The sequence below is a fragment of the uncultured Nostoc sp. genome, from assembly GCF_964247315.1.
In the GTDB taxonomy this organism is placed as follows: Bacteria; Cyanobacteriota; Cyanobacteriia; order Cyanobacteriales; family Nostocaceae; genus Nostoc.
On the sequence record NZ_CAXTTT010000141.1, the window covers coordinates 1 to 17,244 of the forward strand.

Annotated in this window: 15 protein-coding genes and 1 tRNA gene; 6 read left to right on the forward strand and 10 right to left on the reverse strand. The window is 41.9% G+C overall.

Going from position 1 to position 17,244, the window contains the following annotated elements; all coding sequences use genetic code 11:
- Positions 1-344: 344 nt before the first annotated feature.
- The 3 genes from ACFE93_RS29645 (at position 345) to trxA (ending at position 2,823) form a co-directional block, all read left to right on the forward strand.
- Complete coding sequence (locus ACFE93_RS29645; RefSeq protein WP_375478896.1) at positions 345-875, forward strand: YdcF family protein; 531 nt, start codon at positions 345-347, stop codon at positions 873-875.
- A gap of 149 nt (positions 876-1,024) precedes the next feature.
- Positions 1,025-2,188 (forward strand): GuaB3 family IMP dehydrogenase-related protein, encoded by a 1,164-nt coding sequence (locus ACFE93_RS29650; RefSeq protein WP_375478898.1) that lies wholly within the window; start codon positions 1,025-1,027, stop codon positions 2,186-2,188.
- 311 nt (positions 2,189-2,499) lie between these two features.
- Entirely contained in the window at positions 2,500-2,823 is a 324-nt protein-coding gene (trxA, locus tag ACFE93_RS29655; RefSeq protein ID WP_104909616.1) for a thioredoxin, read from the forward strand.
- Positions 2,824-2,977: 154 nt separating this feature from the next.
- Here trxA and ACFE93_RS29660 read toward each other — a convergent pair whose 3' ends face one another.
- On the reverse strand, positions 2,978-3,571 hold the full coding sequence (locus tag ACFE93_RS29660; RefSeq protein WP_334818919.1) for a MarC family protein: 594 nt from the start codon (positions 3,569-3,571) through the stop codon (positions 2,978-2,980).
- Positions 3,572-3,782: 211 nt separating this feature from the next.
- On the opposite strand from ACFE93_RS29660, the gene ACFE93_RS29665 reads away from it, so the two are divergent.
- Entirely contained in the window at positions 3,783-4,595 is an 813-nt protein-coding gene (locus ACFE93_RS29665) for a carbon-nitrogen hydrolase family protein (protein ID WP_375478901.1), read from the forward strand.
- Between the two features lie 262 nt (positions 4,596-4,857).
- Here ACFE93_RS29665 and fba read toward each other — a convergent pair whose 3' ends face one another.
- Positions 4,858-5,937, reverse strand: a complete 1,080-nt coding sequence (gene fba, locus ACFE93_RS29670) for a class II fructose-bisphosphate aldolase (protein WP_229485451.1) — start codon at positions 5,935-5,937, stop codon at positions 4,858-4,860.
- Between the two features lie 226 nt (positions 5,938-6,163).
- Here fba and ACFE93_RS29675 point away from each other — a divergent pair, with 226 nt between their 5' ends.
- The gene (locus tag ACFE93_RS29675) at positions 6,164-6,295 is read left to right on the forward strand and encodes a hypothetical protein (protein ID WP_375478903.1); all 132 of its coding nucleotides are present in this window, start codon (positions 6,164-6,166) and stop codon (positions 6,293-6,295) included.
- A gap of 87 nt (positions 6,296-6,382) precedes the next feature.
- Here ACFE93_RS29675 and ACFE93_RS29680 read toward each other — a convergent pair whose 3' ends face one another.
- From ACFE93_RS29680 to pdhA, 5 genes are all read right to left on the reverse strand, one after another.
- Positions 6,383-7,711: a PAS domain S-box protein gene (locus ACFE93_RS29680; protein WP_375478905.1), complete on the reverse strand. Its 1,329-nt coding sequence runs from the start codon at positions 7,709-7,711 to the stop codon at positions 6,383-6,385.
- A 389-nt stretch (positions 7,712-8,100) separates the two neighbouring features.
- Positions 8,101-8,253: a hypothetical protein gene (locus ACFE93_RS29685; RefSeq protein WP_375478907.1), complete on the reverse strand. Its 153-nt coding sequence runs from the start codon at positions 8,251-8,253 to the stop codon at positions 8,101-8,103.
- A 14-nt stretch (positions 8,254-8,267) separates the two neighbouring features.
- Positions 8,268-8,339, reverse strand: a tRNA-Lys gene (locus tag ACFE93_RS29690).
- Between the two features lie 61 nt (positions 8,340-8,400).
- Positions 8,401-9,270: an aldose epimerase gene (locus tag ACFE93_RS29695; protein WP_375478909.1), complete on the reverse strand. Its 870-nt coding sequence runs from the start codon at positions 9,268-9,270 to the stop codon at positions 8,401-8,403.
- A 100-nt stretch (positions 9,271-9,370) separates the two neighbouring features.
- Positions 9,371-10,405, reverse strand: a complete 1,035-nt coding sequence (pdhA, locus tag ACFE93_RS29700; RefSeq protein ID WP_375478911.1) for a pyruvate dehydrogenase (acetyl-transferring) E1 component subunit alpha — start codon at positions 10,403-10,405, stop codon at positions 9,371-9,373.
- Between the two features lie 947 nt (positions 10,406-11,352).
- Here pdhA and ACFE93_RS29705 point away from each other — a divergent pair.
- Complete coding sequence (locus ACFE93_RS29705) at positions 11,353-13,641, forward strand: IMS domain-containing protein (RefSeq protein WP_375478913.1); 2,289 nt, start codon at positions 11,353-11,355, stop codon at positions 13,639-13,641.
- Between the two features lie 593 nt (positions 13,642-14,234).
- On the opposite strand, the gene ACFE93_RS29710 is transcribed toward ACFE93_RS29705, so the two are convergent.
- The 3 genes from ACFE93_RS29710 to dhaK form a co-directional block, all read right to left on the reverse strand.
- On the reverse strand, positions 14,235-14,741 hold the full coding sequence (locus ACFE93_RS29710; RefSeq protein WP_375478915.1) for a hypothetical protein: 507 nt from the start codon (positions 14,739-14,741) through the stop codon (positions 14,235-14,237).
- A gap of 104 nt (positions 14,742-14,845) precedes the next feature.
- Positions 14,846-15,484 (reverse strand): dihydroxyacetone kinase subunit DhaL, encoded by a 639-nt coding sequence (gene dhaL / locus ACFE93_RS29715; protein WP_375478919.1) that lies wholly within the window; start codon positions 15,482-15,484, stop codon positions 14,846-14,848.
- A gap of 16 nt (positions 15,485-15,500) precedes the next feature.
- Positions 15,501-16,577, reverse strand: a complete 1,077-nt coding sequence (gene dhaK, locus ACFE93_RS29720; protein WP_375478917.1) for a dihydroxyacetone kinase subunit DhaK — start codon at positions 16,575-16,577, stop codon at positions 15,501-15,503.
- Between the last annotated feature and the right edge of the window lie 667 nt (positions 16,578-17,244).

Consider the following 17,244-nt stretch of genomic DNA (forward strand, 5'->3'; position numbering starts at 1 on the left):
GGATGGTTTACCCACTGCTGTTACTATATTTCACCCAACTGAGAACCGCTATATATTCCGTGCAATTGAGAACTACTAGATAAAGTGGTTAGAACCCTTTGATGAATCGTCCGATATCGGTTAGGATAATCCATCAATTACATCAATTAGAGGAAAAACTCCAGGCACGCTTAATCGAGCTGTTACACGAAAACTAATCAAATTTATATTTGGGCAGATTCTTTAGAAGTTTGCTACTCTACTATCAATTGTTTTTTCTTATATCCAGAGAAAATTGTGCACTAAGTAAATTAAGTTATTGAGCCTTGAATAAGCTACTCTTTACAAATAAATCTTTTCGTTTTATGGCTTTTGTCCTACCAATAATTACGTGGTGGGGATACAAAGAAGTACAAAACCAATTTGTGCAGCCGCAAGCAGTTGTAGTGTTAGGTGGTTCAACCAGACATTTAGAGCGAGAAAAATTTACAGCAAAATTTGTTCGCGAGCATCAAAATATACCAATTTGGATTACAGGCGGCAGTCCACGTACATTCACCCAAAGAGTGTTTACCAAAGCTGGTGTTGATCCTCAACGTTTACACTTGGATTATGAAGCAGTAGATACAGTTACTAATTTTACTACTTTGGTAGATGATTTGCAAGCTCGTGGCATTAAAAGCGTTTATTTGATTACTTCAGACTTCCACATGCGCCGGGCTTGTATCATTGGCGAAATTATTTTGGGTAGTCGGGGTATTTATTTAAAACCAGTGCCAGTTCCGTCAGAAAAACCCCCTGAATCTATTGAAAAATCTATTCGTGATGGAGCTAGAGCGATAATTTGGTTAGCAACTGGTTACACTGGTGTGGATGCTGCTAAAAATAAACGGTAAATAAAACTAATTTTGGATTTTGACCAATTCAAAATCTAAATGACTAATGACAGCCGTCACTAGTCACTTAATATGGTTCGGGAAAAAACGCCCCAATTTTTCCCACAATTTGATACCCTAGCTTAAACAGATTTGAGTAAAGTTAAAGCGTGGAAATTCAACTTGGGCGGGGAAAAACAGCTCGCAGAGCTTACGGAATAGATGAAATTGCTCTAGCCCCTGGTAACAGAACACTAGACCCTAGTTTGGCAGATACTAAGTGGCGTATTGGCAATATTGAGCGAGAAATCCCGATAATTGCTAGTGCTATGGATAGTGTAGTAGATGTTCGTATGGCTGTACGTTTGTCACAGTTAGGAGCATTAGGTGTCCTCAACTTAGAGGGTATTCAAACTCGCTATATCGACCCAGAGCCAATATTAGATCGGATTACCTCTGTAGGGAAAGATGAATTTGTTGCCCTAATGCAAGAACTCTATGCCGAACCAATAAAACCGGAATTAATTGAACAACGTATTCAGGAAATTAAACAACAAGGTGGCATTGCCGCAGTGAGTGCGACTCCAGCCGGTGCAAGTAAATATGGTGAGGTAGTGGCAAAAGCGGGAGCAGATTTATTTTTTGTCCAGGCTACGGTAGTTTCTACTGCACATTTGTCACCAGAGTCTTTAGTACCACTTGATTTAGCAGAATTTTGCCGTTCCATGCCCATCCCTGTGGTGTTGGGGAATTGCGTGACTTACGAAGTCACGTTGAATTTGTTGAAAGCTGGGGCGGCTGGGGTACTGGTGGGAATTGGGCCTGGTGCGGCTTGTACTTCTCGTGGAGTATTAGGTGTAGGTGTGCCACAGGCGACTGCGATCGCAGATTGTGCCGCAGCACGAGATGATTACTATAACGAAACTGGCAACTATATCCCCATTATTGCTGATGGCGGTTTAATCACCGGTGGCGACATTTGCAAATGCATCGCCTGTGGTGCTGATGGTGTGATGATTGGCTCCCCTTTTGCCAGAGCCGCAGAAGGCCCAGGACGAGGTTATCATTGGGGTATGGCAACTCCTAGCCCAGTCTTGCCCCGTGGTACTCGCATTCGCGTAGCCACCACTGGTAGCCTAGAGCAAATACTCATTGGTCCAGCAGGACTAGATGATGGTACTCACAATCTTTTAGGAGCCTTAAAGACCAGCATGGGTACTTTGGGAGTGAAAAATATTAAAGAAATGCAACAGGTGGAAGTTGTGATTGCACCTTCTTTATTAACCGAGGGTAAAGTTTACCAAAAAGCTCAACAATTAGGTATGGGGAAATAAAATTGGAGACTGGGGACTGGGAAAGATTTATTTTAATCCTAATCCCTAATCATTCAATAAATTTTTCTGGCCCCCTAAACAATTGCTGGAAAAATCCGATATGTCGCTTACAATAGAGATAGCGGAGACGCATGTTTCCGTTCACTCCTCACACCACACTCCGCCCGGACTACTGTTCGGGCGGTTCCTTATGTTTGTAAATAAAATAAGAGAGCTTCTTTGCAAATGTACATCCTCGCACTCCCAAGCTAAGGTTTTTGCTATGGTAGAATTTTCACCAAGTTCAGATATTATTGGCGAAGGTTTTAGGCATGTCAACAGCCGCACAAGTTACCGATTCTAGTTTCAAGCAAGAAGTACTCGACAGCGATGTACCCGTTTTAGTTGACTTTTGGGCACCCTGGTGCGGACCATGCCGTATGGTAGCTCCTGTTGTCGATGAAATCTCCGAACAGTACAAAGGTCAAATAAAGGTCGTAAAAGTCAACACAGATGAAAATCCGAATGTTGCTAGTCAGTACGGCATCCGCAGCATTCCCACATTAATGATTTTTAAGGGTGGACAAAAAGTGGATATGGTGGTCGGCGCTGTGCCTAAAACTACATTAGCTTCCACTCTCGAAAAGCATCTTTGAAACTCAATCGGCAATAAAATCCTCTTGAGTTATCCATTTTGTTCTAACTTTAAGTTAATTTTCATAAACAAGTTTGAGAGGCGCGAATTTGTCGTCTATCAAACTTGTTTACATTTGTATACATTTTCCGATTCCGAATATTTTTAGGAGTTTTCTAGCTCAAAAACAACTCCCTAATTCCTGTACTACCAATTTCCACTGCTAGCGCCGCCAACAGAAAACCCAAAAGTTGAGTCACAATTACTCCACCTTCTGCACCAATCCACTGGTCAATCAGATTTGCTAAACGCAAAATCAACCAAGTGATAAACATTGCCCCTACGATACCCACTGCCACAGCAATATGCGGACTCTGTGATTTTGACATCAGCAACATCACCGTTGTCAAAGTCCCCGGCCCCGCTAACAGTGGTAAAGCTAGTGGAGTAATTGCGACATCGCGTCCTTCTTCAATAATTGGCTGATCTAATTCTCCCCGCAGCATTTGCAAAGCAATTAACAGCAATAATAGTCCTCCTGCTATTCGCAAAGAGCCGATACTGATTTCCAAGTAATTTAAAATTATTTGCCCTGCAAAGGCAAATAGCAAAAGAACTGCGATCGCAATGATAATTGCTTTATCTATAACTTTGTTTCTTTGGTCTGGCATCATGCCCTTAGTCAAAACTAAAACAATCGGTATATTGCCCACAGCATCCGCCAAGACAAACACAGCGATAAATGTTTGAATGAGAATAGGAATATCCACAGTAGACAGCTTTATATCAAGGTTTGATCACAACCTAATCTTTATCTTGCTCAGTTTGCTAGAACCCAGAGGAAGATTAAGCTCAGTAATAAAACCAGTGTGTTAAAGAAAAGCAATGCTGACGCATTTCTAATTAAGTTCCACAAATGTTGAAGTAGCGATATATTTTGATAATCTCTTTTCCATAAATCAACTATTCGTTGTTGAATCTATGAAGTCTTATTTAGCCGCGGCTATTCAATTGACCAGTGTGCCCGATTTACACAAAAATTTGGCGCAGGCAGAAGAATTAATAGAGCTTGCCGTGCGTCGAGGTGCTGAATTGGTAGGTTTGCCAGAAAACTTTTCCTATATGGGAGAAGAAAAAGATAAACTCGCACAAGGTGATGCGATCGCTCTTGAAAGTGAAAAGTTTCTCAAAAAAATGGCTCAACGCTTTCAAATTACCATCTTGGGCGGCAGCTTTCCACTTCCAGTAGATAATACAGGTAAAGTTTATAACACAACTCTACTCATCGACCCCAGCGGTCAAGAACTTTCCCGCTACTACAAAGTACACCTATTTGATGTTGATGTCCCCGACGGCAACACCTATCGCGAATCCAGCACGGTTGTGGCTGGTACGCAACTGCCCCCCGTATATTTTTCAGAAAAGCTCGGTAATTTAGGGCTTTCTATTTGTTATGATGTCCGATTCCCAGAACTGTATCGTCATCTGGCAGATAAGGGAGCCGATGTTATCTTTATTCCCGCCGCTTTTACCGCTTTTACAGGTAAAGACCACTGGCAAGTACTACTACAAGCCAGAGCCATCGAAAATACCGCCTACGTCATTGCTCCCGCCCAAACAGGGAATAACTACGCCCGTCGTCTAACCCACGGTCACGCCGTCATTATTGACCCTTGGGGTGTAATTTTAGCCGATGCGGGAGAAAAACCGGGAATTGCGATCGCAGAAATCAAGCCCACTAGGCTAGAACAAGTCCGGCGTCAAATGCCCTCTTTACAACATCGGATGTTCTAAGGACTGGGGACTGGAGAACAAACAAGGGATCAGGGGAGGCAAGGGGACTTGGGGACAAAAGTTAGAACTTGCAACAAGTCTTTCCCTTCCCCTTGTCCCCAAGTCTGTTCCCAATGCCCAATGCCCAATGCCCGATTCCCAATTCCCACACCTGAATGAATAAAACAAAAAACCGGGTAAACACCCGGTTTCTGACAACATTAAAAACCTCAGTTTTTGAGGAGCATAGCAGTAATGTCTCCCTATTTATTTGTTGTCAAAATTAAACTTTAGCAGCTGATTTGGTAACAACGTTAAGTTCACCTTTAGCATACTTAGCAGCAAAATCTTCCAAAGAAATTTGCTTAATCTTGCTTGCATTGCCGGCTGTGCCAAATTGCTGATAGCGTTCAGCACAAACTTTCTGCATGTATGTAATAGAAGGCTTGAGGAAGTGACGGGGGTCGAACTCCTCTGGTTTTTTAGCCAAAGCTTCACGCACAGCAGCAGTAATTGCCAAACGGTTGTCGGTGTCAATGTTTACTTTACGTACACCACTCTTAATACCTTTTTGGATTTCTTCTACAGGTACACCGTAGGTTTCAGGAATTGCACCACCATACTGGTTAATCAGCGCAAGTAAATCTTCTGGTACAGAGGATGAACCGTGCATTACTAAGTGAGTGTTGGGCAAACGGCGGTGAATTTCTTCAATGCGGCTGATTGCCAAAATTTCCCCGGTTGGCTTGCGGGTAAACTTGTAAGCACCGTGGCTTGTGCCAATGGCAACAGCTAAAGCGTCTACTTGGGTTGCTTCTACGAAGTCAACAGCTTCATCGGGGTCGGTTAGCAGCTGTGAGTGGTCGAGTGTACCTTCAAACCCGTGACCATCTTCAGCTTCACCAGCACCAGTTTCTAGAGAACCCAAACAACCGAGTTCACCTTCAACACTGACACCCAGAGCATGAGCTACGTTTACAACTTCGCGGGTAACACTGACGTTGTACTCGAAGCTAGCGGGAGTTTTAGCATCAGCTTCTAAAGAACCATCCATCATCACGCTGGTGAAGTTGTTCTTAATTGCTGAGTAGCAGGTAGCAGGCGCATTACCATGATCTTGGTGCATGACAATGGGAATATGAGGATAGGTTTCTACCGCCGCCAAAATCAGGTGGCGGAGGAAGTTTTCTCCTGCATAATTACGAGCGCCGCGTGAAGCTTGTAAAATTACGGGGCTATCTGTCTCGACAGCAGCCTTCAGGATCGCCTGAATCTGCTCCAAATTGTTAACGTTGAAAGCTGGGATGCCGTAACCGTTTTCAGCTGCGTGATCCAACAGCAGCCGCAGTGGTACAAGCGCCATAGATAGTCCTCCTAATGTGGTTGTCAGCTAGTCGGTCTGAAAGAAGCGTAATCATTACGCTAAATCTTAAGAGTTTTTTCAACTTATAGGAAATTATAACTAGTGTCGTGTGTCTATGTTGAAAAAGTTTACGCCATCGCTCATAAACATGCCCTATACTTCACCTATTCTACTGTATGGTAAGCTACCCTATGTTTAAAGGCATTTGGTAGCTCTGTATCCTAGATTGCTGACTGAAGGTGAACGCAGACGACGGCTGGGAACGCTTTTCTACCAGATGCTACTGCTACGAGATCGCGATCGCACCCAAACCATCTGTAAAATCTCAATTCAAATTAAAAGCGATCGCATTTCCTAAATGAACGATTAGAGATCGCTCTTTCTAAGTCTTCAAATTCAGTAGACCGAAAAGTTCTGCACTAAAATAAAACTTAGATACCTAAATTTATAAAACATTGTTTAGATAGTTTTGTCGAATCGGGATCTCAATCACAAACTCGGTTTCCTCATCGGGTATGGAATAGCACCGCAATGAGCCATTATGCTTCTCGGTAACAATCTGGTAGCTAATCGACAACCCCAATCCAGTCCCCTTTCCAACTGGTTTAGTGGTAAAGAATGGGTCAAACAATCGTTCTTGAGCGAATTTTGAGATACCAAGACCGTTATCTACAATCCGAATCTGTACATGATGTGAATCAAGCATCTTAGTACAAATCAGAATTTGACTGGGCTGTTGCTCAATCTCACTAAACGTACGCTGTTGGTCTCGTTCTTCAAGGGCATCGATTGCATTACAAATGATATTCATAAACACTTGGTTCAGTTGAGAAGCTTTGCACTCAACCAGCGGTAGGTTGCCATAATTCTTAACCACTTTAATTTCCTGGTCAAACTTGCCTTTCAGGCGATGCTGCAAAATCATCAGCGTACTATCAATGCCCTCATGGATATTGACCTGTTTGATCTCAGCCTCGTCCATACGGGAGAAGTTCCGTAAAGAGCGCACAATCGTTTGAATCCGCACTGCTCCGACTTCCATTGAGGAAAGTAACTTGGGCAAATCTCCTACCAGGAAATCTAGGTCTATCTCCTCGCTTTCGTACTGGATTTCCGCTACTGGTCTGGGATAATACTTTTGATACAACCGTAGCAATCTTAATAGGTCTTGAATATACTCATTGGCAGGCTTGAGGTTAGTATAGATGAAGTTCACTGGGTTATTAATTTCATGCGCCATCCCAGCGACTAACTGCCCTAAACTAGACATTTTCTCATTTTGCACTAGCTGAGTTTGCGTTCGCTTTAGTTCAAGTAAGGTAGTTTCCAACTCAATTGCTTTCTGACGCAGTTGAGCTTCTGAATCTTGCAAAGCTTTTTCAATTTGTTTACGAGTACTGATATCACGAGCAATTTTAGAGACACCAATGATTGTACCTGTCGGATTTTTAATCGGAGAAATTGTCAACGAGATATCAATCAGTGTCCCATCTTTGTGTTGACGCACGGTTTCAAAATGTTCAACTCGTTCTCCTTGCCTCAATTTCTGAAGAATTTGGGCTTCCTCGTTGATGCGATCGAGAGGAATAAGTATTGTCCCATGTTGACCAAGTACTTCTTTTACCTTATAGCCAAATATTCTTTCTGCACCAAGATTCCAGCTAACAATTATTCCATCTAAGGTTTTGCTGATAATAGCATCCTCTGAGGACTCTACAATTGCTGCTAGGCGAAACAAAGCTTCTTCAGCTTGCTCGCTTGTCAAATTTTCCATATTAATTTACTTCCTAAATTAATAGATAAAGGGCACACCCAAATTTTTGACTATTGTCTGTTCCAAATACTCTTTTTTTGGTTTTACAAAAGGAAAATAGTCAGCTTTACACAACTTTAATTAGTATTCCCTTAAGTATTAAATAATTAACATTTAAATTTTTATAACTTACGTCTTATACGTATGTACTATAGGAATCATATTTTATTTCTGAAAAAACTACGAAATAATACTGAGAAATGTGTCTGTCTAACAACGAACAATGATAAAGCAGTATCTAAAAGCCGCGATCGCAGAAGTGGCCCTAAAATCACTGAAATAGGCAGCCAATTCAGTTAATTTGATCGCAGAAGTGGCCCTAAAATCACTGAAATAGGCAGCCAACTCAGTTAATTTCGATTAATCTGTAATCTTTCTTTTATCTTCAAAAAAAGCGATCGCTCATCCGAAAATCTTTTATTACCCAGAGCGATCGCATTCACAATTTTTTTGATAGCGATAGACCTAGCCTCGACTTTTATCCTCAAAGACTTAGCAAGCATTTTTTCCTTGAATATGGGTCGCCCGGGATTCGAACCCGGAACTAATCGGTTAAAAGCCGAGTACTCTACCGTTGAGTTAGCGACCCTTTCGTTGCATTTCGCAACTTTGCAATCATAGCATATAAATCTGTAGATTTGTAAAGGGGTTTAGAAAAAATTGGCAGTCAACCTTACAGATGCTGTATGGCTAGCTCCTGGTGCTAATACAGTCAGGTTATCACCAGTATTGAGAGAGTTACGAGTGGCACTCCACGGTTCTAGACAGTAGAATTCTTTGCCTTTGACTGTCCAAAATACCAGGTAGGTAGAGAAATCATCATAATCTAAGGTAAGTTTTAACTTACGGCTGCGATCTATGGCAGTGGCTGATTGACTCGTTAACTGTCCAAAGGCAAAATCAATTTCATCACGGCTAAAGTCAAAATTGCCGTTAAAAGAGTGAATTTCCTTAGTTTGATTGTCTTGATATTGCTTAGAAGGAATTTCAAGCTCTAGCTGAGTTTTATCACCACAGAGAAAGTAGGGATGGAAACCAGCTGAAAAGGGCATTGGTGTGGATGACAAATTTTTATACTGCTGGCGGACTTCTAGGGTATTACCTTGAAGTTCGTAGGTGAAAGCCAGTTGAAAATCAAAAGGATAAACAGCCTTGGTTTGCTCATTACTATTCAGAACGATAGTCAGGCTAGCTTGATCTTTAGTTTTTTGTTCTGTTACTGACCACGGCAATTCACGAGCAAAACCGTGTTGCTTGAGAGTATATTTTCGACCGTTATGAGTGTAACTATTATCTGGTAGATTGCCACAAATAGGAAACAAAATTGGATTCCCACCTCTGACACTCAACTCAGGATGAGTAAAGCGTTCAGTATCCAGGTAGAAAATTTCTTGCCCTTGAAGACGCCAACGGGTAATGATACCGCCGCGTTCGGGTACGACTTCCAATTGAGAACCAGCGGCTTCGTCCGAAAGAATATAGGTTTTGTACTGTTGCTGTTGAACTGCAATGCTAAACACAAATTTTAGTCCTGGGTAAGGTGGAGTGCTGAGTACCTAGTGCTGAGTGCTGAGTAAAATAAAAAGTACTCAGCACTCAGCACTCATAACTCAGCACTGTTTATTCGTCTTCTGCAAAAACGAAACGATATAACTCGCTGGGGTCTGGTTCAGGGCTACTTTCGGCGAACTTAACTGCCTCGTCGATTACATCCTGAATTTTACGGTCAATGGCTTTGATTTCTCCCTCATCCGCCAGATTTTGCTCCAGCAAATAAGCTGCCAACTTCTTAATTGGGTCACGGGCAAACCAAAATTCTTTCTCCGCTTTGCTTCGCATTTCATCTGGGTCTGCCAAGGAGTGACCCCGGAAGCGGTAGGTAAGCGCCTCAATTAATGTTGGGCCTTCACCTGCACGGGCACGGGCTACAGCTTCTTGGGCCACGGCTCGTACTGCTAGTACATCCATACCATCTACTTCCACACCCACCATGTTAAACACACTGGCTTTTTTATAAATCTCTGGCTGGGAAGTGGCTCGTTCGTGAGACATCCCAATAGCCCACTTATTATTTTCGACTACAAACAGAATTGGCAGTTTCCATAGGGCTGCCATATTTAGCGTCTCAAAAAACTGACCGTTATTAGCTGCACCGTCGCCAAAAAAGCAAGCTGTAACTTGGTCAGCATTTTTATCTCCCAGCACTTCGCGGCGGTATTTGGTTTGAAAAGCGGCTCCAGCTGCTACAGGAATTCCCTCAGCCACAAAAGCATAGCCACCGAGCAAGCGATGTTCGGCAGAAAACATGTGCATGGAACCACCGCGCCCTTTGCTGCAACCTGTGGCTTTACCAAATAATTCTGCCATTACCTCTTTTGCTGGTACACCTGCACTCAGAGCATGAACGTGGTCGCGGTAGGTACTACAAACGAAATCTTCACCCGGTCGCATTGACTGTACAACACCACTGCAAACGGCTTCTTGACCGTTGTACAAATGGACAAAACCAAACATCTTGCCCCTGTAGTACATTTCAGCGCACTTGTCTTCAAACAAGCGCCCCAATACCATGTCCTCATACAACCGTAACCCTTCTTCCTTAGTAATTTGCGTAGTAGCAGGATTAAAAGTGGGTAAAGTACGCTCTTGAACCATTATTTTTGAGTATCCCTGTTATACAACTTTAAAGTTACGGTCTTAAATAAGTTGGTCTGATAACACCTCAGCTTTTAACAGGCTAGCGTTTGTAAGACTCAACAATCAAACTTTATTTATGCACCAAAAAAGGGTCTTAGGGAATAGCTGAATTTTTAATTTTTGATTTTTAACTTTTCAGCTCATACCCTGTGAGGATTTGACTCTAACGGCAATATCTGCCACTTTAGGTTTTCTCTCTCACTGAAACAGTGCTGAGTGCTGAGTAAAAAGTAAAATTAGACCGATTAGGCATCAAATCAGTTACGAGTAGTGAGTACTTAGGAAAAGATTCACAAGTCCTACGTCTTACTTATTACTTCTTACTCAGAACTCAGCACGGGCTAAACCTTAGCTATCCGCTAACAAAACTCAGCACTCCTGAATATTCCCCTTCACAGACTAGCAATCAAGATAGACTGCTTTCTGCATATCCATTAACAATTTAAAAAAAAGGAGATAAAAATTTATAATACCCAAATAGGTAATTGTAATGAAGAGTAAATTATGATATGATTTTTTCTCCTGTTATCAGGTTAAATCCCCAATAGTGGTATTTTTGTTACTGCATAGTGGGAAAGTCCCAAACAAATCAATCATCAATAGATTCTTCCAGCCACAACAATTATGCCGTGATAAAAAGCGGTAGTTGTGGTTTGTGGTATCGAAGGCTGATAATATTTGTGTTAAACAAAAATACTAAGAATTAAAACAAACAATTGAGGCTTTCTAGGCGAAAGCAAAAAATTAGTACTAAAATGTGACTCAAAATTTCGGGAAGGTACAAAACAAGTTGTTGCAATATACACTTGTAGAGTAAATTCTATACGGCATTTTTATGGCACGGTTTTACAGGCCTGGAACGCTCTAGGTGAATTATGTTGATCACGGTGCAGAGGAAGTAGGCTGTGCGAATTCCGCTAGATTACTACCGAATTTTAGGACTACCGTTAGCGGCAAGTGATGAACAATTGCGGCAGGCATACAGCGATCGCATTGTACAATTGCCACGACGTGAGTATTCTCAGGCAGCAATTTCTTCTCGTAAACAACTCATAGAAGAAGCTTACGTGGTTTTATCAGATCCAAAACAACGCAGTACCTACGATCAGCTTTATCTTACCCACGCCTATGACCCTGATAACCTTGCTGCTGCTGCAGTAGCACTGGAAAATCGTCCAGAAAGCACCAAAAGGGGTAGTGATACCCAAAGTCTGGGTATCGAAATTACTCAAGACGAATTAGTGGGCGCTTTATTAATTTTGCAAGAGTTGGGGGAATACGAACTTGTACTAAAACTAGGTCGTCCGTACCTGGTAAATAAAAATGGTGCTACAAGTGCAAGAAAAGGCAATAATTTAGCAGACGAAGAAATACATGAAAGTGCTGAACATCCAGATGTTGTTCTCACTGTCGCCCTTGCTTGTCTAGAATTAGGTCGCGAACAGTGGCAGCAAGGTCACTATGAAAATGCCGCCATATCTCTAGAAACTGGTCAAGAACTACTAGTACGCGAAGGGTTGTTCGCCAGTGTTCAGGTAGAAATTCAGGCGGATCTTTATAAATTGCGACCATATCGAATTTTAGAGTTGCTGGCATTACCTCAAGAAAAGACTGCCGAACGAAGCCAAGGTTTGGAATTATTGCAAAACCTCTTAGAAGATCGTGGCGGGATTGATGGCACAAACAATGATGATTCTGGTTTAAATATAGATGACTTTCTGCGATTTATCCAGCAGTTACGCAACCACTTAACAGTCGCCGAGCAGCACAAGTTATTTGAAGCCCAAAGCAAACGTCCTTCTGCTGTTGCCACTTACTTAGCTGTTTATGCCTTGATAGCACGGGGATTTGCTCAACGGCAACCTGCTTTAATTCGTCAAGCAAGGCAAATGCTCATACGTTTGAGTAAGCGCCAAGATGTACATTTAGAACAGTCTTTATGTGCGTTACTTTTGGGACAAACTGAAGAAGCAACTCGGGTTTTAGAACTTAGTCAGGAGTACGAAGCTTTAGCTTTTATTAGAGAAAAATCTCAAGATTCTCCAGATTTGTTACCAGGGCTGTGTCTATATGCAGAACAGTGGTTGCAACACGAAGTATTTCCCCATTTTCGAGATTTAGCAAACCAGCAAGCTTTTCTAAAAGATTACTTTGCTAACCAACAGGTACAAGCTTATTTAGAAGCACTGCCAACAGATGCAGAAACAACTAATGAGTGGGCTGTAATTAACCCCCAAAATTTTCCCCAGCCACAGACAAATAATTCGCCTTTCCCTAAGAATTCAACTAGGACTCCAAGGCAATTTAACCACAGCAGAACACCTGACCTAGATTTGCCAGAAACACCCGAATATTCAAACTTCTCACCACCTATGTGGAATTCATCTGGGAGTGTAAAATCAGAGGTTCCTGCTGCTGAACGGACGAGCAGAGGCACTAATCAACATTTGAACGGTTCAGCTAAAAGTGCTACACCTGCTCATAACCAAAAGCGTCGACGCAGAAAACCTACTCCATCTGCTATTCGGGAGCGTCTACCGAATAATCGTCCCCATTCTCGTCGTCCTCGGCGGCGGCGAACTTTTGCTAACACCATCGAAGGGAAAACACGCCTGGTATGGAGAGTGTTTATTTCTTTGGTGAGTCTATTAGTTTTCTGGGTATTAGCCACAACAACTTTTGGATGGTTAAAAAATCTGTTTTTTCCTACACGATCTGTACCTACTTCACAGTTGTTTGTACAAATAAATCAACCACCAATATCTATTCCCGATCCAAATAAACCACAAGGACTAGATGGCCCTTTAACAGATGCAGCGGCAGAGGAAATCATTCGCACTTGGCTATCTACTAAAGCCGAAGCTTTAGGGCCGAATCATGAGATTAATAATTTAGAGCAGATTTTAACTGGTTCAGCTTTGTCTCAATGGCGGGTGATTGCTCAACAGGCTAGGTCTGACAATCGCTATCGCAAGTACGACCATAGCATAAAGGTGGAATCTGTAGAGAAAATTGATTTATTTGCAGATCGTGCCGCAGTCGTAGCTACGGTGAAGGAAGCGACGCAGTTATATGAAAATGGTCAGTATAAAAACTCTTCTAACGAGAATTTGCGAGTTCGGTACGATTTGATTCGAGAACGAGGGAAATGGCGTATTCAGAGTACATCTGTTGTGAATCAGATAATTAGATAAGTTGGAATTTTTAGGCAATGTCTATGACAAACTCACCTACTACGAAGTGGGTGATCCCAATCCCCCAGGAAGAGTGATTCTGATTCTCTGAACTTCTGAGTGGTGCTGCAAGCCGCACAAGAGAGTTCTCTCTGGATTGTAAATTCTTCTTCAATCGCTATGTAACTTTGTCAAAACTGATATTATTTTCTAATCTTCTTCATAAATAATAGAGACAGCATAGCTTGATTGAGTGTTAAATATGGCTAAAATTGTTAGCGCAATTGCAGTAAATAAATAAGATTTTGATTGCATTGTTGCAAAAAAATACTGCGATATATTAGTATTATTTGCGTTAATCAAAATGGAAATCAGAGATATAATTCAGTTCAATGCATAGTTAAATGAAACTCAATAGGATGTGTATGTACCTCACCTACCCAGACATGTTCTATCTTGTTAATGTCACTTCTAGAGTTGTTGTAAATTTGTTCCTCCCATACTGGCTTTAAATCTATAGGGTCACTCCAACCGCCTCTCTGCTCCCATGCTGGGTATTGATTTTCATAAGTAAACTGAACCCAATATCTGCCATGATTAAAATCACTGAATATTCAATGGGAACGATTTTTTTCAATAAATACAAACTTCAGTTTATTGCTCTCCCAGTAAAAATACCCTTCCAATAGAAGAGACAAGCTTTTTCCGGGCATCAATAATTGAAAGTTAGATAGGTGGGGATTATAGCTCCCATTTACATTAGGACCAAACCGTGGCAATTTTTGTTTATTAGCTTGGAAGAATTCTGGGCGTATAAAGAAGAGTAGAAAATGTTGAGGAGTTTCTGTATTATTAGTGATACGAATGCCAAACTGAACCTGAGTTTTAGCATCAGACAGCTTTGATGGAATTCGCAGTATACGCTCAGACATCACCGTTTCAAATTGAATTCCATCTACTTGAACGGTATTGTTACTGTTTGATTTAAAAGATGACATGTAGGCTATGCTCTCAGCTTCTACTTTTTCATGCGCCATTACACTGATTGGTGTATGACTTAATACTATTATTCCGAAAAAGATTAAAACCACAGCTAAAACTGTCGCTCTTGAGTGATGCATGAGATATTTACTGAAGTTTAGAAAACCGCGATCGCCTAAGATAGATGCGAAGACGTAGCTTGTGGAAACATTTGTAGTGAGCCATTTATCTGATACAGCCAGCGTTATTCCCCAGAACTTTCCAACACCTCTAACAAACTCTTCAACATCAAATAAGCAGAAGTCCCTCCTGGATCTGGATGTCCGATACTCCGTTCTCCGAGGTAGCTAGCCCGTCCCTTTTTCGCTTGCATCGGTATAGTTTCTTGCAATCCTTTTTGAGCTGCTACTACAGCCTGTTGCATGGCTTCCACCGTTCCCTTACTTTCTTCTACAGCTTGCCCAAAAGCGGCTACAGATGGAGACAGTACATCCACCATCGTTTTTTCTCCTAGTTGCGCTTTGCCACGTTGCAGCACGCCGTCTAAGCCTGCTTGGAGTATTCCTAAAACATCTTGTTCTGTTAATTCTTGCTTACCAACTACTGCTGTACTGGCTCGTAAAAACCAGGTGCCATAAAGAGGGCCACTAGCTCCGCCAATAGAAGAAATCAAGGTGATACTCACAGCTTTAAGAATGCTGCTGATGTCCTTGTTTGTAAGAGCTGGTAACTGAGCGCTTACCTTTTTGAAGCCACGATCCATATTGATCCCGTGGTCAGCATCTCCGATCGCAGCATCTAATTCTGTCAAATATGCTTTATTCTGCTCTATCTCGGTTGCATAAGCCTGCAACCATTGTAATATCTGCGCTTGAGTCAACATAATTCGTAATTCGTAATTATGAAATTCCCCAGCACCAACTTGGTGTTTTGACTGGTGCATCCCATAGCCGGATCATCTCATCATCTAATTTCAGCAGGGTAATGGAGCAACCTTGCATTTCTAGAGATGTAATATAAGGCCCAATCAAGTTTCGCACAATTTGCAATCCTTGCTGTTCGCAGATTTGGGCGAGTTTGCGGTAAACAATATACAGTTCAGAAATCGGAGTTCCGCCCATACTATTGACGAAGGCTAATAAGCGATCGCCTTTGGCAAATGGTAGACTTGTTAGCTCTACATCTACCCATTCTTCTTTGTCTTCATCCCACTCGCGCAGTGTGCGGCTGTATGCTGCATCCTCAAGGAGCGATCGCGTCAAAATTTCGGTAATCTCATCTACTGATTTTATAGCTGTACGTTCTATTCCTGGCTCACCGTGGATACCGATACCTAATTCGATTTCGCGATCGCTCAATTCAAATGTCGGCGTTCCATTAGCTGGTACTGTACAAGATGTTAGAGCAATTCCCATACTCCGCCCATTCAGATTTACTCGGCGACACAAATTTGCTATTTGTGGCAAATCATACCCTGCCTCAGCCGCCGCACCACAAATTTTTTCCGCCAGTATTGTTGTTCCCACACCCCGTCGTCCTTGGGTATAGAGACTATCTTTCACTGCTACATCGTCATCAATTAAAATATTTAGCGATCGAATGCCTTCACCACGGGCTAATTCCGTTGCCATCTCAAAGTTCATCACATCGCCACTGTAATTTTTGACGATATAAAGGATACCAGAGCCTCCATCTACTTGCTTGGCTGCTTCTAGCATTTGGTCAGGAGTCGGTGAAGTGAAAACCTCACCAGGACAAGCTGCATCAAGCATTCCTTTGCCCACGAAGCCAGCGTGCATTGGTTCATGTCCACTGCCACCACCTGAAATAATTGCTACTTTACCCGGAATAGGTGCATTGGCTCGATAGACAAAGGCAGGATCGTAGTTCAGTTTAATTAAATCAGAATGAGCCACCGCCATACCTTCTAGACTTTCTTGCACAAAGTCTTCCGGCTTGTTGATCAGCTTTTTCATAATCTGTATTTGGTTAAAAGGGTTCTAAAACCTAGGTTATAGTGATCGCTGGTTTGTATGCAATAGAGTCTGACCGAATAATTAGTAATTCGTAATTCGGAATTCGTAATTAAGAATTCATTAATTAGTAATTAATTAATAATTAAATCATTGAGGGTACAAGCCCCTTAATTTATTAATGAAAAAAAATAAATTTCTTCATCATTCAAGCCCCTATTTTTAGGTATGGGGTAATAATTACGAATTACGAATTATCAATTACGAATTATCAATTACGAATTATCTTGACCTCTCTCTAAATCTCTCTTTTAAAAGGAGCAACGGTGTACACACAAGTCGGAAAAACTTCATTTACCAAAGATTTGCGGTGCGTTACACTGGCATGACAAAGCTATAGCTAAGTGCTGAGTGCTGAGTATAAAACCCAGTTGTTTCAAGACTTTGAGCAATCAACACTGTCCTAACCTGTGTAACTACGGCTATAAATTGTTGCAATCATGCCGATGCCTGCGGTGGTCACTGAGCTTTCTCGTACTCCTACGGAGAAGCAAGCTACGCGCAGCGTCTCGTAGAGAAGTGCGGGCTACGCCAACGCATTTGTTATTTCGGCGGACTCATTTGTTATTTTGGCGAACTCATTTGTTATTTAGGCGAACTCATTTGTTAT